At 71.6% G+C, this 20,012-nt stretch carries 18 protein-coding genes; 6 read left to right on the forward strand and 12 right to left on the reverse strand.

Annotation, left to right across the window (positions count from 1 at the left end):
* The first annotated feature begins 42 nt into the window (after window positions 1-42).
* On the forward strand, window positions 43-678 hold the full coding sequence (locus QSJ40_RS08365; RefSeq protein WP_285730124.1) for a DNA-3-methyladenine glycosylase I: 636 nt from the start codon (window positions 43-45) through the stop codon (window positions 676-678).
* Between the two features lie 73 nt (window positions 679-751).
* Here QSJ40_RS08365 and QSJ40_RS08370 read toward each other — a convergent pair whose 3' ends face one another.
* Window positions 752-3,160, reverse strand: coding sequence for an ATP-binding cassette domain-containing protein (locus QSJ40_RS08370; protein ID WP_285730126.1), 2,409 nt, complete (start codon window positions 3,158-3,160; stop codon window positions 752-754).
* A 156-nt stretch (window positions 3,161-3,316) separates the two neighbouring features.
* On the opposite strand from QSJ40_RS08370, the gene QSJ40_RS08375 reads away from it, so the two are divergent.
* Window positions 3,317-5,080 (forward strand): ABC-ATPase domain-containing protein, encoded by a 1,764-nt coding sequence (locus QSJ40_RS08375; protein ID WP_285730128.1) that lies wholly within the window; start codon window positions 3,317-3,319, stop codon window positions 5,078-5,080.
* A gap of 3 nt (window positions 5,081-5,083) precedes the next feature.
* Here the strand turns inward: QSJ40_RS08375 and QSJ40_RS08380 are convergent, their stop codons facing one another.
* The 9 genes from QSJ40_RS08380 to QSJ40_RS08420 form a co-directional block, all read right to left on the reverse strand.
* The gene (locus tag QSJ40_RS08380) at window positions 5,084-5,515 is read right to left on the reverse strand and encodes a pyridoxamine 5'-phosphate oxidase family protein (protein WP_285730130.1); all 432 of its coding nucleotides are present in this window, start codon (window positions 5,513-5,515) and stop codon (window positions 5,084-5,086) included.
* Between the two features lie 49 nt (window positions 5,516-5,564).
* A complete protein-coding gene (locus tag QSJ40_RS08385) occupies window positions 5,565-6,362 on the reverse strand; it encodes an SOS response-associated peptidase (RefSeq protein ID WP_285730132.1) in 798 nt (265 codons plus the stop codon).
* Window positions 6,362-7,087: a lipoate--protein ligase family protein gene (locus tag QSJ40_RS08390; protein ID WP_024290256.1), complete on the reverse strand. Its 726-nt coding sequence runs from the start codon at window positions 7,085-7,087 to the stop codon at window positions 6,362-6,364. The genes QSJ40_RS08385 and QSJ40_RS08390 overlap by 1 nt, the downstream gene beginning before the upstream one ends.
* On the reverse strand, window positions 7,084-7,716 hold the full coding sequence (locus tag QSJ40_RS08395; RefSeq protein WP_259904481.1) for a nucleosidase: 633 nt from the start codon (window positions 7,714-7,716) through the stop codon (window positions 7,084-7,086). Before QSJ40_RS08395 ends, QSJ40_RS08390 begins: the two co-directional genes overlap by 4 nt.
* 52 nt (window positions 7,717-7,768) lie before the next feature.
* Window positions 7,769-9,007, reverse strand: coding sequence for a hypothetical protein (locus QSJ40_RS08400; protein WP_285730139.1), 1,239 nt, complete (start codon window positions 9,005-9,007; stop codon window positions 7,769-7,771).
* 107 nt (window positions 9,008-9,114) lie between these two features.
* Window positions 9,115-9,870: a YggS family pyridoxal phosphate-dependent enzyme gene (locus tag QSJ40_RS08405; RefSeq protein WP_352156306.1), complete on the reverse strand. Its 756-nt coding sequence runs from the start codon at window positions 9,868-9,870 to the stop codon at window positions 9,115-9,117.
* Window positions 9,871-10,607: 737 nt separating this feature from the next.
* A complete protein-coding gene (gene recQ / locus QSJ40_RS08410) occupies window positions 10,608-12,458 on the reverse strand; it encodes a DNA helicase RecQ (protein ID WP_285730143.1) in 1,851 nt (616 codons plus the stop codon).
* 111 nt (window positions 12,459-12,569) lie between these two features.
* Window positions 12,570-13,448, reverse strand: a complete 879-nt coding sequence (locus QSJ40_RS08415) for a siderophore-interacting protein (protein ID WP_206390600.1) — start codon at window positions 13,446-13,448, stop codon at window positions 12,570-12,572.
* 126 nt (window positions 13,449-13,574) lie between these two features.
* The gene (locus tag QSJ40_RS08420; protein WP_285730146.1) at window positions 13,575-14,849 is read right to left on the reverse strand and encodes a serine hydrolase domain-containing protein; all 1,275 of its coding nucleotides are present in this window, start codon (window positions 14,847-14,849) and stop codon (window positions 13,575-13,577) included.
* Between the two features lie 221 nt (window positions 14,850-15,070).
* On the opposite strand from QSJ40_RS08420, the gene QSJ40_RS08425 reads away from it, so the two are divergent.
* Window positions 15,071-15,661 (forward strand): hypothetical protein, encoded by a 591-nt coding sequence (locus tag QSJ40_RS08425; RefSeq protein ID WP_285730148.1) that lies wholly within the window; start codon window positions 15,071-15,073, stop codon window positions 15,659-15,661.
* Here QSJ40_RS08425 and QSJ40_RS08430 read toward each other — a convergent pair.
* Window positions 15,654-16,628, reverse strand: a complete 975-nt coding sequence (locus QSJ40_RS08430) for a LysR family transcriptional regulator (protein ID WP_285730150.1) — start codon at window positions 16,626-16,628, stop codon at window positions 15,654-15,656. The two genes, QSJ40_RS08425 and QSJ40_RS08430, sit on opposite strands and share 8 nt — an antisense overlap.
* A 106-nt stretch (window positions 16,629-16,734) precedes the next feature.
* Between QSJ40_RS08430 and QSJ40_RS08435 the strand changes: the two genes are divergently transcribed.
* Genes QSJ40_RS08435 through crcB form a run of 3 tightly spaced genes read left to right on the forward strand, consistent with a single transcriptional unit; the run spans window position 16,735 to window position 18,359 of the window.
* The gene (locus QSJ40_RS08435) at window positions 16,735-17,376 is read left to right on the forward strand and encodes a flavodoxin domain-containing protein (RefSeq protein WP_285730152.1); all 642 of its coding nucleotides are present in this window, start codon (window positions 16,735-16,737) and stop codon (window positions 17,374-17,376) included.
* 42 nt (window positions 17,377-17,418) lie between these two features.
* On the forward strand, window positions 17,419-17,970 hold the full coding sequence (locus QSJ40_RS08440; RefSeq protein WP_204781912.1) for a fluoride efflux transporter FluC: 552 nt from the start codon (window positions 17,419-17,421) through the stop codon (window positions 17,968-17,970).
* Window positions 17,970-18,359 (forward strand): fluoride efflux transporter CrcB, encoded by a 390-nt coding sequence (crcB, locus tag QSJ40_RS08445; protein ID WP_204783177.1) that lies wholly within the window; start codon window positions 17,970-17,972, stop codon window positions 18,357-18,359. The genes QSJ40_RS08440 and crcB overlap by 1 nt, the downstream gene beginning before the upstream one ends.
* A 66-nt stretch (window positions 18,360-18,425) precedes the next feature.
* Here crcB and QSJ40_RS08450 read toward each other — a convergent pair whose 3' ends face one another.
* The gene (locus tag QSJ40_RS08450) at window positions 18,426-19,946 is read right to left on the reverse strand and encodes an SDR family oxidoreductase (protein WP_285730155.1); all 1,521 of its coding nucleotides are present in this window, start codon (window positions 19,944-19,946) and stop codon (window positions 18,426-18,428) included.
* Window positions 19,947-20,012: the final 66 nt, after the last annotated feature.

Raw genomic sequence — 20,012 nt, forward strand, 5'->3', positions numbered from 1 at the left:
CAGCGCGCCCGCCGTCTTCCGTCTCTCGAGCCGAGGAGCCCCATGAGCGATCCGAGCGCCGACCATCCGGGAGCCGCGCCCGACGAGCACGGGCTCGTGCGCGGCCACGACGGGCTGCTGCGCCCCGAGTGGGCGGCGGCCGGCCCGCTGCTGCAGCAGTACTACGACACCGAGTGGGGCATGCCGATCCGCGACGAGCAGGGACTGTTCGAGCGGCTGAGCCTCGAGGCCTTCCAGTCCGGGCTGTCCTGGGCCACGATCCTGCGCAAGCGCCCGGCCTTCCGCAAGGCCTTCGCCGGCTTCGACCCGGAGGCCGTGGCCGGATTCGGCGACGACGACGAGGCCCGCCTGATGGCCGATGCCGGCATCGTGCGCAATCGGGCCAAGATCCGGGCCACGATCACGAACGCTCAGGCCACGATCGCGCTGCGGGACGAGGGCGGGCTGGCGCAGCTGATCTGGTCCTTCCAGCCGGAGACCACACCGCAGCCGCGGACCATGGCCGAGGTTCCCACCCAGTCGCCGGAGTCGAAGGCGATGTCGAAGGCGCTGAAGAAGGAGGGCTTCGTGTTCGTGGGGCCCACCACCATGTACGCGCTGATGTCGGCGATCGGGATGGTCGACCTGCACCTGATGGGCTCCCACCGCCGGGGCGCCTCGGGGATGTGGCCGGCCTGAGCACGCTCGACGGCGGACAGAGGCCGACCGGCCCGTCATGGCTCTGGGGCCGATGCAGGGTCGGCCGCCGTCGTCAGTCCTGCACGTATTCCGCCAGGTGCTGCCCGGTCAGCGTGGAGGCGTCCTCGACGAGCTGGCGCGGGGTCCCCTGGAAGACCACGCGCCCGCCCTCGGTGCCCGCGCCCGGGCCCAGGTCGATGATCCAGTCCGCGTGGGCCATGACCGCCTGGTGGTGCTCCACGGCGATCACGGTGCGTCCGCCGTCCACGAGGCGATCGAGCATCTCCAGCATGGCGGCTACGTCGGCCAGGTGCAGGCCGGTGGTCGGCTCGTCGAGCACGATCACCCCGCCCTTCTCCCCCAGGTGCGCCGCCAGCTTGAGGCGCTGACGCTCGCCGCCGGACAGCGTGGTCAGCGGCTGGCCGATCCGCAGGTAGCCCAGGCCCACGTCCTGCAGCCGGGCGAGGATCTTCTGCGCGGCCGGGATCCTGGCCTCTGCGCCGGCGAAGAACTCCGCAGCCTCAGCCACCGACATGGACAGCACCTGGGCGATGTCCTTGCCGCCGAAGGTGTGCTCGAGCACGGAGGCGTCGTAGCGGCGCCCCTCGCACAGCTCGCACGGGCTGGAGACCGAGGCCATGACGGACAGATCGGTCTCGATCACCCCGGCGCCACCGCACTGCGGGCAGGCGCCCTCCGAGTTCGCGGAGAACAGCGCGGGCTTGACGCCGTTGGCCTTGGCGAAGGCCTTGCGGATGGGCTCGAGCAGACCCGTGTAGGTGGCCGGGGACGAGCGCCGCGATCCCCGGATCGGGGCCTGGTCGATGCTCACCACGCCGTGGGCCTGCGCGGCATCGGCCGGCAGCGAGCCGTGGACCAGCGAGGACTTGCCCGACCCGGCCACGCCCGTGATGACGGTGAGCACGCCCAGGGGGATGTCGACGTCGACGTCCTGGAGGTTGTGGGCATCCGCCCCGCGGATCTCGAGCGCGCCGCTCGCCCGACGGACGTCGTCCTTGAGGCGGGCGCGGTACTCCACGTGGCGCCCGGTCAGGGTCTCGGAGGCGCGCAGCTCGTCGAAGCCGCCCTGGAAGGTGATCCGCCCGCCGTCGGAGCCCGCCCCGGGGCCGAGGTCCACGATGTGGTCGGCGATGCGCATGACCTCGGGCTTGTGCTCGACGACCAGCACGGTGTTGCCCTTGTCGCGCAGGCTCAGCAGCAGGCGGTTCATGCGCTCGATGTCGTGCGGGTGCAGGCCGGTGGTGGGCTCGTCGAAGACATAGGTGACATCCGAGAGCGCCGAGCCCAGGTGGCGGATCATCTTGGTGCGCTGGGACTCGCCGCCCGAGAGCGTGCCGGTGGCTCGGTCCAGGGAGAGGTAGCCCAGGCCGATGTCGATGAACGAGTCCAGGATCTGCTGCAGCGACTCCAGCAGCGGACCGGCCGAGGGCAGGTCGCGGGTGCGGGCCCACTCGGCGAGCTCCGTGATCTGCATCCGGCACAGATCGGCAATGGACTTGCCGTCGATCAGCGACGACAGCGCCGCCTGGGACAGCCGGGTGCCGCCGCACTGCGGGCAGGTCGAGAAGGCGACGGCCCGGTCCACGAACTCCCGGATGTGGGGCTGCATGGACTCGCGGTCCTTGGAGAGCATGGAGGTGCGGATCTTGGGGATCAGGCCCTCGTACGTGGTGTTGATGCCCCGGAACTTGATGCGCTCGGGCTCGTGGTGCAGGAAGTCGTGCAGCTCCTGCTCGGTGTAGTCGCCGATCTTCTTGGTCGGGTCCAGGAAGCCCGACTCGGCGTAGTAGCGCACGGACCAGCCGCCGGCCTTGTAGCCGGGGACCTTGATGGCGCCCTCGTCCTCGAGCGACTTGGTCGGGTCGTAGAGCTCATGCGGATCCAGGTCCGAGACCGTGCCGCGGCCCTCGCACTCGGGGCACATCCCGCCGGTGCGCGTGAAGGAGCTCAGCTGCTTCTCCTGCCTGCCCTTGGCCACGGTGATGGAGCCCTTGGCCGTGACCGACGGCGTGTTGAACGAGAACGCCGGGGGCGGACCGATGTGCGGGTCCCCCAGCCGGGAGAACAGGATGCGCAGCACCGCGTGGGCGTCGGTGGCGGTGCCGACCGTGGAGCGCGGGTTCGAGCCCATGCGCTCCTGGTCCACGATGATCGCGGCGGTCAGGCCCTCCAGCAGATCGACGTCGGGGCGCGCCATGGACGGCATGAACCCCTGCACGAACGAGCTGTAGGTCTCGTTGATCAGCCGCTGCGACTCCGCGGCGACGGTCGAGAACACGAGCGAGGACTTTCCCGAGCCCGAGACCCCCGTGAAGACCGTGAGTCGGCGCTTGGGGATCTCGAGGTCGACGTCCTGCAGGTTGTTCGCCCGCGCGCCGAGCACGCGGATGAACTCATGGGCTCGCTCGGCGGTGCTCTCCCGGCCGCTGCCGGCGGCGTCACGGGGGGCTGGATCGCTCATGAGGCACCAGAGTACGGAAGGCCCCCGACGATGCGGCTGGGCACGCCACGGCGCCGCTCGACGCACGAGGGGCGCCACCGCGGCACCCGTCGGAGACGACGCGGACGGCGTGGCCCTCGCTGGCCGAGACGCCGAGCTCGTGCCTAGCCTGGAAGGATGCGCACCCTCGATGACCTCCGCCGTGAGCTCGCCCGGATGGACGGGCGCGGCTACCCCGCCTACCGCGATCTGCAGGGTGCCTGGGACCTGGGCCCCGCGGTCCTGCACGTGGATCACGTGCAGTCCGATCCGTACGCGCCGCCGTCGAAGATCCGCCTGGAGCTCGATCGCGCGGCGACCGCGGTGCCAGCCGAGCTGGTGCGCGAGCACTCCCAGCGCGTGGCCGCGGGCGATCACCTGAACCGCGGGTTCTGCGCGGCGCTGCAGCGGGTCACCCCGAGCGGCCACGACAAGTCAGCCGGCTCGCTGCGGATGATGACCCCCGGCCAGCAGGTCCTGGAGCGCACGGCCGTGCTCGTCGATCGCGAGCGCGTGGAGCTGCGGCTGGAGGCCGCGCTGCCGGCCGGCGGGCGACGGATCCGCGGCCGAGCGGCGACGGCACTGCTGGCCGAGGCCCTGCCCGAGGCGGTGGAGTGCTCGCTGCTGCCCGGCGCCCTGGACGTCGAGGCGCTGCGGAAGCATGTGGAGCTGGTGCTGGATCAGCTGGATCTTCAGTCGCAGCTGCGCGAGCGCGGGCTGATCGCCTTCGTGGGCGAGGGCTCGATCCTGCCGCGGGCCTCCGGGGACTCCGACCTTCCGCTGCGCCGCGGCGCACAGCCCCTGCAGTGCCCCGAGACCCTGCGCACGAGCTTCGAGCTGCCCAGCGGCCGGATGGTCACCGGCATGGGGATCCCGGAGGGCATCACGGTCATCGTGGGCGGCGGCTACCACGGCAAGTCCACGCTGCTGCGCGCGCTGGAGCGCGGGATCCATCCGCATATCGCCGGCGATGGACGCGAGTGGGTGCTCACCCGTCCCGACGCCACGTCCATCCGCGCCGAGGACGGACGCAGCGTGGCCGGCACGGACATCTCCCCGTTCATCGGGGGGCTTCCGCAGGGCACCGACACCTCCGCGTTCGTCACTGCCAATGCCAGCGGCTCGACCTCCCAGGCCGCCGGTCTGGTCGAGGCGCTCGAGGCGCGCAGCCCCGCCCTGCTGATCGACGAGGACACCTCGGCCACGAACTTCATGATCCGCGACGCCCGCATGCGCGCCCTGATCCCGGCCGATGCCGAGCCGATCACGCCCTTCATGGACCGGATCGGCCCGCTGCGCCGCCAGCTCGGTGTCTCGACCGTGCTGGTGGCCGGCGGCTCGAGCGCGTTCTTCGAGGCCGCCGATCACGTGATCGCCATGGAGTCCTACCAGCCACGCGATGCCACCGCCCAGGTGCGACAGCTGATCGCCGAGCAGCCTGCCGCCCTGGAGGAGGGCGACGACGAGCTGTTCCCCCACGGCGTGGACCGCGTGCTGCCTGCCGGAGCCCTGGGCGCCCCGCGCCGCGACGGCGGCTCCGAGCGCGGCCGGCGCGAACGGGGATCGAGCGGAAACGGCGAGCGCCCCAAGCCGTCGCGGGCCCGGGGACTGCACACGATCCAGCGAGGCCACGAGGACGTCGACCTCTCGGCGCTGGCCCAGCTCATGGAGCCGGGCCAGACCCAGGCGATCGCCCTGGCGCTGGACGCTGCGGCCGGGCACCTGGACGGGACGACGACAGCGGCCGCGGCGATCGATCGGATTCTCGAGACGATCGACCGCGACGGCCTGGACACGCTGTCCGCGCATCGGGGGCATCCAGGCGACATGGCCAGGCCGCGTCGCGCGGAGATCCTGGCGGCGCTGAGCCGCTGCCGGAGCCTGGCCGAGCGCTCGAGCTGAAGCTCAGAAGGAGGCCTCCTCCGCGTGCGGGGGCACCTGCGTGGCGTCGACCCACCGGGCCCACACGACCGATAGCCCCACCAGGATCGCGGTCTCCGGATCGGGATCGCCTCCGGGGTGGGCCTGAGCGAGCGCCTGACCGGCCTGCCCTGCCTCCGGGCCGGTCAGGACCTGAGCCTCAGCATGGGCCTGGATCTCATGACCCTGGCCGTCCACCGCCACGAGCGAGACCTTGGGGTTCGACTGCAGGTTGAGGGCCTTGCGCGATTCCTTCGACGTCCAGAACACGATCAGACCGGACGGCGTGACGGCCGTGTTGACCCACGCGGATTCGGGGAAGCCGCCGTCGACCGGCTCGGTCGCGATGACGACGCCTCCGGCGGCAGCCACGAACGCGGACAGCGCGGCGGACGGGTTCTCGGTGAAATCGCTCATGGATCCTCCTGCTCGGTGCCGCCGGGGCGGATCCCCCAGTGCTCCCACGCTAGAAGAGGGAGGCCACCGGCTCGACGAGTTCCGGCGAATTGTTGCATACGCTGCCCACGGCCTGGCCCACCGGCCTCAGCTCCCACGTGGCCGCCACGGTCTCGTGCTGGGCCACCACGCGCTCGATCAGTGCCTGGGCTCCGTCCTTGTCGTCGACCGACGGATCCAGCCACGCGTCCAGGGCATCGCGATCCATGGCCACCGGGATGCGGTCGTGGATCGCGGCGAGCTCGGCCAGGGTCTCGTCGTCGCTGTCCGGATCTGGGGACTCGGCGGTGAGGATCGAGCACGAGAGGATCCACTGGCCCTGCGGGTCCTGCCACCACTCGTAGAGCCCGGCGAACCAGATGTTCTCGGACTCGCTGGGCGGGTGGATGAAGTACGGCTGCTTGGCCGGAGCGTCCTTGGTGCCCTTGGCGGGCTTGCCGTCGGGTCCGAGCCGCTTGCGCCACTCGTAGTACCCGTTGGCTGGGATCGCGCAGCGCCGCTTCTTCACGGCCGCGCGGAACGAGGGCTTCTCGGCGGCGGTCTCCGAGCGCGCGTTGAACATGCGGGCGCCCACGGAGATCTCCTTGGCCCACGACGGCACCAGGCCCCAGCGGGCCACGTGCAGCTCGCGCAGCACCTGGCCGTCGTCGAGCCGCTCCAGGACGATGGGCACTTCGGTGGTGGGCGCGACATTCCAGTTGGCCCGCAGCTCGTCGAGGTCCTCGCCCTGGAAGGGCTCGCCGGGGGCGGCATCGACATCAGCCATCAGGTCCCCGGCGGCCCGGGCGATCACATAGCGTCCGCACATCAGAAGGCCTGCTCTCTCAGTGATCCGTAGCCCATGTGCCGGGCGTACATGCCGTAGACCTTGCGCACCGCGGCCTCGACCTCCGAGACGCGGGTGCCGGGGCGGAGGTCGTCGACGGCCCCGCAGGTGCCGGGATCCCACTGCAGGCCGAGGTCGCGGTAGACGTCCGTGAGCACGGAGCGCAGCGGCTCGGACTGCTCCACGACGATCACCGTGGAGAAGTACCAAGCATCGGAGACCACGCGCTGGGCGGCACCGGCGAGCTTGATCTGCGCCTGCGCCCGATCGACGGTGCGCCCCGTGCCGTGGACGCTGTGCTCCCCGGGGCAGTACTCCCCCGGCAGCTCGCCGACATCCGCATGGACCTCGAGCTCCTCGAGGGCCGCCACGATCATGTCGCCGAAGAGCTCGAAGCGGTCCTGGATCCCGGCCTTGGGATCCTCCGAGGGCTCGATGTGGTCGATGATCAGACAGCCGCGGTGGTAAGCGGCCGCCCGCCCGCCGACCTTGCGCACGAGCGGGGTGAAGGCGCTGCGCCGAGCGGAGCGCTCCGCTGCGCCGAAGCCGGCCAGCAGCTCGTCACGGCGCCCGAAGGCCACCGTGGGCCGGGGCTGGTAGAGCCGCAGCACGGGCTCGCGGCTGGCCCGCACTGCGCGCAGCATCCGCTCGCCGGCGGTGTAGTCCAGCTCGGGCCCCAGGGAATCGCGCTGTCGGATCAGCTTCATGCCTCGTCCTCCGGTCGATTCGACGCCGCGTCGGCCGGTGCGCCGGAGACCAGCTCGTGGTGATGGGCCCGGTACCAGGCGGCGAGCTCGCGCGCGGAGATCTGCACCCGCTCGAGCCATTCGAGGGCCTGGGAGTCGGCGTCGTCGGAGACGTGCTTGGCCATGCGCAGGGACACGCCCAGCTCGCGGCAGGCCGTGGCCACCGCGAAGCCCTCCATGTCCACCAGGTGGGCCCGCTCGGCCAGGGCATCGCGCACCGGCCCGCCGGCCACGAGCGAGTCGCCGGTGGCCAGCACGGAGCCATCGCCGGTCTGCCCCAGCTCGGACAGGTGGATCAGGTCATCGGGATCGGAGCCCATGGCGCGCATGAGGTCGGCGTCGACATCCCGGTTGAGGATCTCGGAGGGCTCGCAGACCCCCGACAGCCCGGGCCGCAGGCCGCCGCAGCTGCCCAGGTTCACCACCCTGAGCCCACGGCGCTCGGCAGGCGACGGAGCCCGTTCGAGCACCGCACGGGCCGTGACCGCGGCGGCTCGGGACATGCCGATCCCCGTCAGGACGACGTCGGCCTCCGGTGGCAGCTGCGCGGTCTCCGCCGGATGCGCCGCGATGACGAGCACTCGATTCACGCGCCCCACTCTAATGGGGCGCACCCGCCCGGCGGCGCAGGCGTCGTGGTGCTCAGCGCGCCCCGGGCTCGTCGTCGTCCTGCGCGCGCTCCTCCCAGTACGTCCGTCCCCGATCGGCCACCAGACGACGCCGCGAGTCCGGGAACCCGGTGTGCTCACCCGGCCTCAGGGCCCGTCCGCGCCGCGTCGCCTCCCGGCGGCGCCTGCCTCGGCCGCTCAGCGCCGAGGCCGCCCCGTGCGGGCCCGACGATGTGCCGCTGCCCCAGGGGTGCCCCACCAGGGATCCGATGAGGACGCTCAGACCACCGCCGATCACGAGGGCGCTCACCGCTGTGCCCCACGGCGTGATCGTCCCGACCACGAGGAGGCTGCCGACGACACCCGCGGCCCAGCCGATGGTCAGCAGACCGAAGCCGACGTCGAACTCCGTCAGCCAGCGCGGCTGGTCGACGTCCACGAGCGGGGCCAGTGCCGTGGCCAGCATGATGTGTCCGACGGAGGCGCCGGTGAGCATCTGCGGCAGGAAGATCAGCGTGCCGAGCGCGGCCACGGGCGGCACCATGGTCCGCACGACCGGTCCGTGGCTGTCCACCAGGTTTCCCAGACAGGCCACGGCGGCTCCGGCCCAGAAGCACGTTCCGAGCGTGAGGATCAAGTTCACGGTCGCGGCGTCGGAGATGAACTCCACCCCGGAGAGCACCGTCATGAACGTGGTCGGCGCCGAGACCTGGGTGGTGCCGGCGGCCAGCGCCACGACCATCCACACCGTCAGCGCGGCGAAGGCGATCACCCACGCCCACTGCCGCAGCAGCAGGGGCGCCAGCAGCAGGTCGATCACCGCTATGCACACCGGATAGACCGCGATCATGGCCACGAGAAGCCGGGGCACCGGCAGGGGGCCGTCGCTGAGCAGCTCGGCGACCACCAGGACGCCCGCGATCGGGATCAGGGTGATGAAGTACGTGCCGATGCGTCCCGCCAGGATCCGGGGCCCGACGCGCGGCGGCTGGCTGAGGACGGTATGGGCGACCAGCATGCCGCTGATCGTCATGGCCGCCTGCAGGCAGATCGTGGCGAAGAGGTAGCTGCGCTCATCGGCCTCGGAGCGCCAGGGGGTCCAGGCCCCCGGGGCCCCGCCGGCTGCCAGCGAGGTGATTGCCATGCACAGCCCGAGCAGGGCCAGCAGGGAGAGCACGTTGCGCGCGCCGAACAGGTTCCGTCGGCGCCGCTCCCCCATCTCCATGACCAGGGGATCCGCATACTCCGAGGTCTCGGTGCGACTTCCGCTCATGCGCAGATCTCCTTCGGGGGCTCCGCCGCTGCCGTCACAGGGTCTTTGCGGGAGGGCAACAATACCCTGCTGCCTCGGCCCCGCTCAGACCAGGCGGCGCCACCGCCTCAGGGGCGCGGGCGCTGGCCGAAGATCGCGCGCCCCGCCCGCACGCAGGTAGCCCCCTCGGCGATCGCCAGCTCGAGGTCGCCGGACATGCCCATGGACAGCTCCCCATCGCCCACGAAGCCCGGGCCGTCCTCGCGCGCCCGATCGCGCAGCTGACGCAGGAGCCGGAAGCAGCCGCGCACCCGCTGCTCGTCCTCGGAGTCCATGGCGATGGTCATCAGCCCCGTGACCCACAGCGTCTCGAACTGCTCCAGCTCGCTCAGCAGCTCGGGCAGCTGCTCCGGGGCCAGCCCGGACTTGGACTCCTCGCCGGAGGTGTTGACCTGGACCATCACCTCGAGGCTGCGCCCCTCTCCCTGCAGGCGGCGCTCGAGGGCCTCTGCGGTGCGCAGGCTGTCCAGGGACTGCAGCTCGTGGGCGAAGGCCGCCACGTCCTTGGCCTTGTTGCGCTGAAGATGCCCGATCACCGACCAGCGCAGCTCCAGGTCGGCGAGCTCGGCGGCCTTGCCCGCGGCCTCCTGGACCTTGTTCTCCCCCAGCTCCCGGCACCCGGCGGCGACGGCGGCGCGCAGCCGCTCGGCGGGCACCGTCTTGGACACCGGCAGCAGGCGGATGCCCTCCGGATCGCGTCCGGCTTCCCGCGCCGCCGCTGCGATGCGCTCGCGCACGCCCTCGAGGCCGGCGGCGATCTCACGGGCCTGCTCCTCCGCGGAGGAGTCGTGCGTCCGGTGAGGTTGCTGAGTCGTCGAATCCATGAGCCCCACGGTAGGTCACCGTCGGTCGAGCCGCTTCCCCGACCCATGAGTCGGCCAGCGTCAAATTCGATCCATTCGCATCGGATTGTGACGACGCGACCGTCCCCGCTCATCTGGGGACAGATTTCGGCCCAGATGTGATCGACAACACCCGGCAACTCGCGTTTCCCCAGTTCAATACACAACTGTTCGGGGGAAGTCGAGGTCCCTGCCCCCTCTCTGTGGAGACGCGTCACGCACTCTGACCTGCGGCATTGATTACTTTTCAAGCGTTTCGACATGCCGTGCACAGCGCGGCGCCGGCGCCCCCTCATCTCGCCGGTGCGAACCGGGCGGTTCGCATGTCACAGCAATCAAGGGAGAGACACCATGGCCAAGAAGCGGTCGGACACCCGGGCAGCTCGCACCACCGAGACCGCCCTCGAGCCCGCCCTGCGCCGGACTCGCCTCATGAAGGCGTGCTCGGCCGTCTCCGCCTCCGCGCTGGTCGCCAGGATGGCGGGGGCTCCACCATCGCCGCCGCCCCCTCCTACGCCGCACACATCGAGCGGCCTTGCCGTGCGCTTCCCGCATCGAGTGGCGTGGCGGTGTGCGTTTCGATGTCGAAACGCACACCACCACGCCACTCGATGACAGTGGGTCCTCGATCGCACGCCGCGACGCCACTCGATGGGGCGAGCGCCGAAGCGGCGGCGCATCAGACAGCGACAGCGGCCTGCGGATGACGACGGGACGGGTCAGCTGAGGGTCCGGGTGACCACGTCGACGACGGCGGAGCCGTAGCGGTCCAGCTTCTTGGCGCCGATGCCGCTGACGCCGTGGAGGTCCGAGGTGGTCTCCGGGCGGCGCTGGGCGATCGCGATCAGGGTGGCGTCGGCGAACACGACGTATGCGGGGACCTCCTGCTCCTTCGCCTGGGCCGTGCGCCACTTGCGCAGCGCCTCGAAGATCTCCATCTCCTCCGGCGTGAGCTCGCTGCGCGCCACGGCGGCCGCCGTCCGCGATCCGCGCGGGCCAGAGGCCCTTCTGCGCCCCGACTCCTTGCGCAGCTCCAAGGTGGTGCGCCCGCGCAGGACGCCGTCGGCCTCGGGTCCCAGCGCCAAGGTGGCGTAGTCCCCCACCGCGGCCAGGACGTCGCGGGCCAGCAGCTGCCGGACCAGGCCTTTCCACTGCTGCGGACTGAGGTCCTGGCCGATGCCCCACACGCTCAGCGCCTCGTGGTTGGACTCGGTGGAGCGGGGGTTCGGCTTGCCGCGCAGGATGTCGATGAGCTGCCCCGAGCCGAAGTGCTGGCGACGCTCGCGGTCCAGGCGGATGATCGCCGAGAGGATCTTCTGCGCGGGGACGGTGGCATCCCAGCCCTGGGGCGGGTTCAGGCAGTTGTCGCAGTTGCCGCAGGGCTCACCGGTCTGCCCGAAATAGCTGAGGATCTGCACGCGGCGACAGGTCATGGTCTCGCACAGCGCGAGCATGGCGTCCAGGTGCTGGCGCTGCGAGCGCTGGTGCTCGGCGGTGCCCTCGGACTGATCGATCATCCGCCGCAGCTGCACCACGTCCTGCAGGCCGTAGGCCAACCAGGCGGTCGCCGGCAGACCGTCGCGGCCTGCGCGGCCGGTCTCCTGGTAATAGCCCTCGATCGACTTGGGCAGGTCCAGGTGGGCCACGAAGCGGACGTCGGGCTTGTCGATGCCCATGCCGAAGGCGATCGTGGCGACCATGACCACGCCGTCCTCCCGCAGGAAGCGTGCCTGGCGCTGCGAGCGCTCGGCCTCGGTGAGACCGGCGTGGTAGGCCTCGGCGTCGATCCCCTGCTTGGACAGGAACGCGGCGGTCTGCTCCACGGACTTGCGGGACAGGCAGTAGACGATGCCGGCGTCTCCGGGGTGCTCGTTGCGGATCAGGGACAGCAGCTGCTGGCGCGGCTGGTCCTTCTCCACGATCCGGTACTGGATGTTGGGCCGATCGAAGCTGGCCACGAAGTGCTGGGCGTCCTGCAGGGACAGCCGCTGGGTCAGCTCCTGGTGGGTGGCCTGCGTGGCCGTGGCTGTCAGGGCGATCCGAGGGACGTCGGGGAAGCGCTCGGCCAGCACGGACAGCCCCAGGTAGTCCTTGCGGAAGTCGTGGCCCCACTGGGACACGCAGTGCGCCTCGTCGATCGCGAACAGCGAGACCTGCACCCGCGAGAGCAGGTGCAGGGTGCGCGGCTGCACGAGCCGCTCCGGGGCCATGTAGACCATGTCGAGCTCACCGGCCAGCAGCCTCCGCTCGATCTCGTCGGCCTCCTCGAAGGACAGCGACGAGTTCAGATACGCCGCGTTCACGCCGACGGCGGCCAGGGCGTCGACCTGGTTCTCCATCAGCGCGATCAGCGGGGAGATGACCACGCCCGTGCCGAAGCGCATGAGGGCGGGGATCTGATAGCACAGCGACTTGCCGCCGCCGGTGGGCATCAGCACGACGGCGTCGCCGCCTGCGGCCACGTGCTCCACGATCTCCGCCTGCTTGCCGCGGAAGGACTCGTAGCCGAAGACCGATTCGAGGATCCGCAGGGCCTGGGTCTCGAGCTTCGGTGATGCGGAGGTCGTCACGCGGAACCCGGCCTGCCTCTCGTGCTCGCGGATCGGTGCCGTCGGGTCCGGACCCGACGAGATGCCTGAGCAGTCTAGCCCTCGGGCCTGTCTCGCGGGGTGGCTGCGGGTTCAGCGACGACGCCGCGGGTCGGCCCGCGTGCGGTCCTTCCAGTAGCCGTGGATATCGAGCTGGTGCTTGTTCAGCCGCACCCGCTCGGCGATCCGCCCGCGCAGCGCCTTCATGGCGTGCGACTCCCCCGCCGCGAAGACGAAGAGCTCCTCGGGATCCCCGAGATCGAGCTCGTCCACGGTCGGCTCCAGGAGACTGAGGCAGCCGTCGGGAAGGGGTGTGGAGTCGCGGTGCATCCACCGGATCTGCACGTCGGCCCCGGTGCGGGAGGCCAGCTGCTGCTCCTCGGCGGCGTCGGCCACCTCGATCACAGCGCTCACCCGAGACTCAGCCGGCGCCTCCTCGATCAGCCGGGAGATGGCCGGCAGGGCGGTTTCATCGCCCAGGGCCACGTAATGCGCAGCAGCTGGGAACTGACGGGCGCCCTTGGGGCCGAGCACGCCCAGTTCATCGCCCGCAGCCGCGCGCAGGGCCCAGCTGCCGGCGAGCCCGTGGTCGTGGAGCACGAACTCGATCAGCAGCTCGCCCTGACCGTCGGAGGCCTCCGGGTCGAAGCCGCGCACCGTGTAGCTGCGCGTCTGCGGCTTGCGCCCGCCGGGCCAGCGCAGGCCCTTCTCCGTGGACTCCGGCATCGGCAGCAAGCCGGTGGACGGATCCGGGAAGAGCAGCTTGACCTTGTCCGAGGGCGCGAACTCCCGGAACGGGAAGCCGCCCAGGTCCTCCCCGGTCAGCACGATCCGACGCAGCCGCGGTGTGATGTCCTCGACGCGGATCACGCGCAGACGGCGGATGCCGATGCCCTCGCGCTTGCGCTCCGGGCGCTCCTCACGACGATCGCGCGTGCTCTCGGGCAACGACCCACGACGGTGCTTCGACATGACGGCCTCCTGGCAACGAGATCAGACTCGCCACGCTAGCCATGGGATGGGGTATGCGCCACACGCAGCAGGTCTGCGACAGGCGCAGTCGTCGTCCCGGATCCTGAGCGGCGGCCGCACCCCAGCTCACAGCTGCAGGGCCGAGCCCTCCCCTGCCGCGGCTTCGCCGGCGGACCCGTCGGCCTGAGAACCGGACAGCGTCTCGCCCGGGCAGGTCGCGGAGAACGCGGCCAGCAGGGCGGCATTGGCGTCCGGGGCCGGGCCGCCCGGAACCCACGAGCGGCCGGTCCAGGCCATCGCCATCCGGCGGGAGGCGTCGACCGTGGAGAACGACAGCGTCTGGGTGCCGAACCCGGCACCGTCGTGGCCGATCAGCCGCTCAGGCTGCCCCGAGCTGTCCAGACAGGGGCTGGCCGCGACGTAGAGGCCGAAGCCCATGCCCGCCTCGGCGGCCGCGCCCCGCGGCGTGATCATCTGCTCGACCAGCTCCGGGTCCACGAGCTTCCCGCTCAGCAGCGCTCCCGAGAAGCTCGTGAGGTCCTCGGCCGTGGCGTAGACGCCGCCGGCACCGGAGAAGATCGACGGGTCGATCGTGTCCAGAGCCACGAGCCCCTCCTGGAACCGTCCGTAGGGCATGAGGTGCCGCCCGCGCACGATGGTGGATTCCTCCAGGCGGGAGTGGTGCATACCCGCAGGGCGGAGCACGCGGTCGCGGAGGAGGTCCTCGATCCGGGTGCCGGAGACCTCCTCGAGCATGATCGACAGCACCACGTAGCCGGTGTTCGAGTAGGCCATCGCCTCCCCAGGCTCGAACAGCCAGTCCAGCTCGCGGGCGGTGCGCACGAGCTCGCGCTCGGGGTAGTGCTTGGCGATCGCGGCCTTCAGCTGCTGAGAGGTGACGGCCTCCTGACCATCCCCGACGCCGAGCAGGGTGTAGATCCCGTCGGGCATCCCGGAGGTGTGGTTCATCAGCTGGGCCACCGTGACGTGGCCGTGGCCGGGGTACAGACCCGGCACGACGTCGTCGATCGTGGTGTCCAGGCTCCAGCGCCCGGCCTCGATCTCCTGCATGACCATGGTGGCGACCATCCCCTTGGTCACCGAGGCGACCCTCGCCCGATCCTGGGGCTTGGCCGAGTCCCGTCCGATCTGCCGCAGGCCGGCCGCCGTCTGGAAGCCCCCGGAAGCGCCGACGACGGAGGCGACGACGCCCACCGCGCCGTCGTCCACCATGGCCTCGAGGGCGTCCTGGATCGCATCGCGCCGAAAGCCGATGTCCTGTCCCTTGCCGTTGCCGCCGGGGGCGGCATGCGCGGGTGCGGCGACGGCGGTGGAGGCCAGCACTGCTCCGGTGATCAGCTCACGACGGGACAGACGAGCGAGGTGCGACGGCGAGGTCATGGCGGAAGCCTTCCGCTGGCGGCAGGCACCGGCGACGGACCGGAGCGTGCTCGGGTGGTCAGGTGAGCACGACCCTATCGTCGCTCCGAGGGCGCCTCAGGACGACGGCCGCCTCTGCCCGGATGCGGCGAATCCCACGACGTTGTTGAATGGAGATGCTGCGGAAGCCCCATCGGCCGCCCCTTCCTCCGGCCGAGATCCGCGCAGATGACAGGAGACCCATGAAGCTCGCACCCCGTCACCTCGCCGTCACCGCGGCCCTCGCTCTGGCGCTCACCGCCTGCGGCTCCGACGACGACAGCGCCGATCCCACGACGCCGGCCGAGGAGACCTCGCAGGCCGCGAGCTCCCCAGAGGCCAGCCCCTCGACGGGGACCGAGCAGCCGGCGCAGACGGGGCAGCCAGAAGGGTCGGCCGAGGAGACGGCGGAGGACACGAGCTCCCCCGCACCGCACTCCGCCCCGGTCGAGCAGGGCGCCGTGCCCGCCAACCCGGGCCCGGAGGACATCCCCGGCTTCACCGAGGACCCCGCAGCAGGCCAGGACCCGGCCCAGCAGGGCCGGGGTGAACAGCCGACCCAGACCGGCACCGGCCAGGACCAGGCCGCTCAGAATCCCGCGGGGCTCTCCGACGAGGCCTTCGCCCACTTCCAGGGAGGCGGCGCCTGCTACTCGGATTTCTTCCCCGCCGGCATCCCCAGCGCCTCGGCCCTGCAGGAGATCAAGGACTACTGCGCCACCACCGACCCGGCGGACTGGGATGTCACCGACGGCGTCCCCAACCCGTTCGGGGTGCCCGACCCCGTCATGTGATCCGCTCCTGCTGGCCCAGGCGCTCGCGGATCAGCGCCATCGTCGCCGCGGCGCGCGCGGTCGGCTCCGCATCGGGCGACCAGGCCAGGACCACGGGCTCCACGACGGCGTCGCGGGCCAGCGGCACGGTCACGATCGGCAGCCCTTCGCGGCTCAGCGGCACGGGGGCCGGCAGGTACTGGATGCTGAACCCGATGCCGCGGGCGACCAGCGAGCGCATGAGCTCGAAGTCGGCCGTGCGGTGGGCGATCCGCGGACTGAGCCCGAGCCGCCGCAGCTGCGTGAGCGTGGACTGACCGCTGGGCGGCTGATCGAAGAGCACCAGCGGCTCCTCGGCCAGCTCCGAGGCCTCGATCCGCTTCCGATCCGCCAGCCGGTGGCTTCCGGCGAGTGCGACCATCGGCTGCGCCAGGAACAGCTGTCGCCGGGGCAGGTCGGCAGGAAGGGCCAGCTCGTAGGCGACCAGCATGTCCAGGGATCCGTCGCGCACCAGCTGGGCGAGCTCGGTCCCGGAGCCCTCCCGCACGGACAGCTCCAGCTCCGGATGCCGCTGCGCCAGTGCCGTCCACAGCTCGGGGACCGCGGTGGGTGCGAGCGTGGTGTAGCAGCCCACGGAGACCGGCCCGCTCAGCGCGTCCCCGCTCAGGCCGCGTGGCAGCTCGCCGGCGCGGCGCAGCAGATCGCGCGCGGCCTCCGCCAGCTGGCGGCCCGAGGCCGTGAGCGTGATCCCCCGAGCCCGATGCCGCAGGACCAGGCGCGTCTGCATCCGCCGCTCCAGATCCGTGACCGCCTGCGCCACCGAGTTGGGGCTCAGGTGCCGAGCCTGGGCGGCCGGGGCGAATCCCCCGTGCTCGGCGGCGGCGACGAAGAGATCCAGCTGGCGCAGGGTGAATCCGGGGTCCATGGACTCCGAGGCAGCAGGCGGCGTGGCCGCATCGTCGCGGTCGTCGTGCTGGTCAGCGGCCATAACGCATCTCACCCGCGGAAGATGGACTCTTATTCGCAGTTGAACAGTAGTTGAGACGTGCCTCACAGTGGAAGGACACAGCATCCGAGGCCCGCGGAAGACCCCCATGGCGACCACAGCTCTTCTCTGGGCCGTCCATCACGACTTCCTGCGCTACATGTCCCGGATCGAGGACGGGCAGGTGGCCGCCGTCGACGGGGCCCAGCAGCTGCCCGACACGGATGCCGCCGCACCGACCCGCGCCCGGCATGCATCCCCCGAGGGGCTGCCGATGCTGGGCATCGTGTTCGGCACCGAGTCGGGCAATGCCGAGCTCGTGGCCGAGGAGCTCGGCGCGGCGCTGAGCGAGCACCTGGACGTCACGGTGCGCGACATCGCCTCCCTGGATCCTCAGGATCCCGCGAGCGCGCTGGAACTCGAGGTGCCCCACCTGATGATCTGCTCGACCTACGGCGACGGCGAGCTGCCGGTCTCCGCGCGCCCGTTCTGCCAGGCGCTGCGGGAGCAGGCGCCGTCGCTGGAGGGCCTGCGCTACGCGATCTTCGGGCTGGGCGATCACTCGTACCACGCGACCTACTCGCGCGGCGGCGAGATCCTGGACGAGACGCTGCGGGCCTGCGGGGCCCAGCGCGTGGGCGAGTTCGGCCGGCACGACGCAGCCGCGGCCATCCCGCCGCACGACGCAGCCCGCGCGTGGGCGCAGGGCGCGGTCGAGGAGCTGACGGGAGTCGCGCAGGCGCTGGGCTGAGGGTGAGAGGATGCTCGCTGTCTCTCGCCCGGAAGGATCCCCATGGCCCCGCGCTCAGCCGTCCCCTCGCCCGCTGCTGCCCCGCGGCCTGCGCACCTGCGGGCGGGCGCGATCGCCCTGGTGCTGGTGGGCGGGACGCTGGGCACGGCCGTCCGCGAGGCAGTCTCGCTGGTCCTCGGCACGCCATCGGGATTCCCGCTGGGCATCCTGGCCGTCAATCTCCTCGGCGCCTTCCTGCTCGGGCTTTTGCTGGAGGCACTGGCCCGCCGCGGCCCTCACGAGGCGCCGCTGAGACACCTGCGCCTGCTGCTGGGCACCGGATTCATGGGCGGGTTCACGACCTACAGCACGCTGGCCGTGGACGGGGCGCAGATGCTCGGCTCCGGGGCACCCGCGCTGGGTGCGGTCTATCTGCTGGGCAGCGTGATCGCCGGCGGCATCGCGGCATGGGCGGGCATCGCTGTGGCCGCGGCGCTGCGGCCTGACGCAGGCGCGGACTCCAGCCCTGAGGCCGACTCTGACCTCATGGCCACATCCGACGCGGGCCCCGCAACCCACCCCAGCACCGACCCTCGTTCGGGTGAGGGCCGATGATGACGCCGCTGCTCTCCCTGGCGATCGCCGTGGCCGGCGGCATGGGAGCGGTCTGCCGCTTCGTGCTCGACGGACTGCTGACGTCCCTCTCGGAGGCCGACTTCCCGTGGCCCACGGTCCTGATCAACATCACGGGCTCGCTGCTGCTGGGCCTGATCACGGGACTCACCGTGAGCGGGCTGCTGCCCGAGGCCTGGCGCCTCGTGCTCGGCACGGGGTTCCTGGGCGGCTACACCACATTCTCCACGGCCAGCGTGGACACCGTCCGGCTGCTGCAGCGGCGGCGCTGGGCGGCAGGCATCGTGCACGGGCTGGGGACGCTCGTGATCGCGGTCGGTGCGGCAGGACTCGGGCTGGGCCTGAGCCTGTGGCTCGGGCCAGCGGCCTGACACCGGCCTCAGCCGGTCCCAGGCGGCTTCCCCACTCAGCCGGGAGGGCCGGCCCGGCCACCCCGCTCAGTCAGCCGCGCCCGTTCGGTCTCCCCTCTCAGCAGCCCGGTCTGCTCCCCGCTCAGCCGCCCGCGACAGGATGTTGCGCGCCATGGACGGGAAGATGAACCCGTGGAACGGGTACACGCCCCACCAGTAGGCCTTGCCTGCCGCTCCCTGCGGGAAGAAGATCGCGCGCTGGCGGTACTCTGTGCCCCCTCCGTGCTCAGGCACCGCGGACAGCTCGAGCCAGGCCTGCCCCGGGGCCTTCATCTCCGCGTGCAGCAGCAGGGTCCGGGTACCGTCGGGCCCGGTGGTGATCGACTCCACGCGCCACCAGTCCACGGCCTCGCCCACGGCCAGGCGGTCGCGGCTGCGCCGGCCACGAGCCAGTCCCACTCCCCCGGCCAGCTTGTCCATGACCCCGCGCACCGACCAGGCCAGCGGCCACGAGTACCAGCCGTTGTCCGCGCCGATCGCCTGGATCACGGCCCAGACGTCGTCCGGCGAGGCCGAGCCGGAGCGGCTGCGTTCATCCACATAGACCCTGCGCCCCGCCCAGTCCGGATCCGAGGGCAGCGGGTCCGAGGGCGGAGTGTTGGCCGCAGAGGCCCAGGTGGTCTCGACCTCGTCGGCTGCCAGTTTGCCCAGCGCCAGGCGCACGGCCCGGCGGTAGCCCGTGAGCCCGTCGGCCGGCGGGGCGATGTGCTGATCGATGTCGTGGTCATCCGTCACGGCGTCGTGCTGCAGGGACTGCACCAGCGGCACCGCCAGCGGGCGCGGGATCGGCGTGGTGAGCGCGACCCACCAGCCCGCCAGGCGCGGTGCGGGGATCGGCAGGGCGTAGACCCGGCGCTGGGCCAGACCGGCCTCGTGCGCGTAGCCGTACATGATCGCCCCGTAGGTCAGGACCTCGCGCGAGCCGATCCCGAAGCGGCGATTGGTGCCCTCCGGGATCTCGGGGGCGTGGACCAGGTAGTGCAGCAGGTCCCGCACCGCGATGGGCTCGATCCGGCGCAGCACCCAGCTGGGCGCCGGCATGACCGGCAGGTTCTCGGTGAGGTGGCGGATCATCTCGAACGATGCCGAGCCGGAGCCGATCACCACGCCGGCCTCGAAGACCACCGCGGGGACGTCGCCCGCCAGCAGCGCATCGCCTACCGCGGTGCGCGAGCGCATGTGCGGGGAGAGCTCCACGCCCTCCGGGTGCAGCCCTCCCAGGTAGACGATCCGACGCACTCCGGCCCGGGCGGTGACGGCTGCGACCGTGCGCGCCATGGCCAGCTCCTTCGCCTCGAAGTCCGAGCCCGAGGACATCGAGTGCACGAGGTAGTAGAAGGTCTCCACGCCGCGGGAGGCCCTCTCCACGGTCTCGGCGTCGCCCAGATCGCCCTGGACCACCTCTACGTCCTGGCGCCACGGCACCCCCTCAAGGCGCTGCGGCGAGCGCACGAGCACCCGCACCGCATAGCCGGCCTCCAGCAAGCGCGGCACCAGGCGCCCGCCCACATAGCCGGTGGATCCAGTGACGAGCACGCGATGAGTCATGCACCACACACTACGCCGGAGCACCGACGACGCATGCGCCGCAGCCCGAGTCGTCCCCGAACGATA

This window comes from Kocuria sp. NBRC 114282 (genome assembly GCF_030268385.1).
Lineage (GTDB): Bacteria > Actinomycetota > Actinomycetes > Actinomycetales > Micrococcaceae > Kocuria > Kocuria palustris.

What these genes read in the sequence shown, in the direction of transcription:
- QSJ40_RS08440 (WP_204781912.1), top strand. Translation starts at nt 17,419, where the DNA reads ATGGCCCCGCGCTCAGCCGTCCCCTCGCCCGCTGCTGCCCCGCGGCCT.
- QSJ40_RS08385 (WP_285730132.1), bottom strand. Translation starts at nt 6,362, where the DNA reads ATGTGCGGACGCTATGTGATCGCCCGGGCCGCCGGGGACCTGATGGCT.
- QSJ40_RS08380 (WP_285730130.1), bottom strand. Translation starts at nt 5,515, where the DNA reads ATGAGCGATTTCACCGAGAACCCGTCCGCCGCGCTGTCCGCGTTCGTG.
- QSJ40_RS08420 (WP_285730146.1), bottom strand. Translation starts at nt 14,849, where the DNA reads ATGACCTCGCCGTCGCACCTCGCTCGTCTGTCCCGTCGTGAGCTGATC.
- QSJ40_RS08375 (WP_285730128.1), top strand. Translation starts at nt 3,317, where the DNA reads ATGCGCACCCTCGATGACCTCCGCCGTGAGCTCGCCCGGATGGACGGG.
- QSJ40_RS08405 (WP_352156306.1), bottom strand. Translation starts at nt 9,870, where the DNA reads ATGGATTCGACGACTCAGCAACCTCACCGGACGCACGACTCCTCCGCG.
- QSJ40_RS08450 (WP_285730155.1), bottom strand. Translation starts at nt 19,946, where the DNA reads ATGACTCATCGCGTGCTCGTCACTGGATCCACCGGCTATGTGGGCGGG.
- QSJ40_RS08415 (WP_206390600.1), bottom strand. Translation starts at nt 13,448, where the DNA reads ATGTCGAAGCACCGTCGTGGGTCGTTGCCCGAGAGCACGCGCGATCGT.
- QSJ40_RS08430 (WP_285730150.1), bottom strand. Translation starts at nt 16,628, where the DNA reads ATGGCCGCTGACCAGCACGACGACCGCGACGATGCGGCCACGCCGCCT.
- crcB (WP_204783177.1), top strand. Translation starts at nt 17,970, where the DNA reads ATGACGCCGCTGCTCTCCCTGGCGATCGCCGTGGCCGGCGGCATGGGA.
- QSJ40_RS08390 (WP_024290256.1), bottom strand. Translation starts at nt 7,087, where the DNA reads ATGAAGCTGATCCGACAGCGCGATTCCCTGGGGCCCGAGCTGGACTAC.
- QSJ40_RS08370 (WP_285730126.1), bottom strand. Translation starts at nt 3,160, where the DNA reads ATGAGCGATCCAGCCCCCCGTGACGCCGCCGGCAGCGGCCGGGAGAGC.
- QSJ40_RS08425 (WP_285730148.1), top strand. Translation starts at nt 15,071, where the DNA reads ATGAAGCTCGCACCCCGTCACCTCGCCGTCACCGCGGCCCTCGCTCTG.
- QSJ40_RS08365 (WP_285730124.1), top strand. Translation starts at nt 43, where the DNA reads ATGAGCGATCCGAGCGCCGACCATCCGGGAGCCGCGCCCGACGAGCAC.
- QSJ40_RS08400 (WP_285730139.1), bottom strand. Translation starts at nt 9,007, where the DNA reads ATGAGCGGAAGTCGCACCGAGACCTCGGAGTATGCGGATCCCCTGGTC.
- QSJ40_RS08435 (WP_285730152.1), top strand. Translation starts at nt 16,735, where the DNA reads ATGGCGACCACAGCTCTTCTCTGGGCCGTCCATCACGACTTCCTGCGC.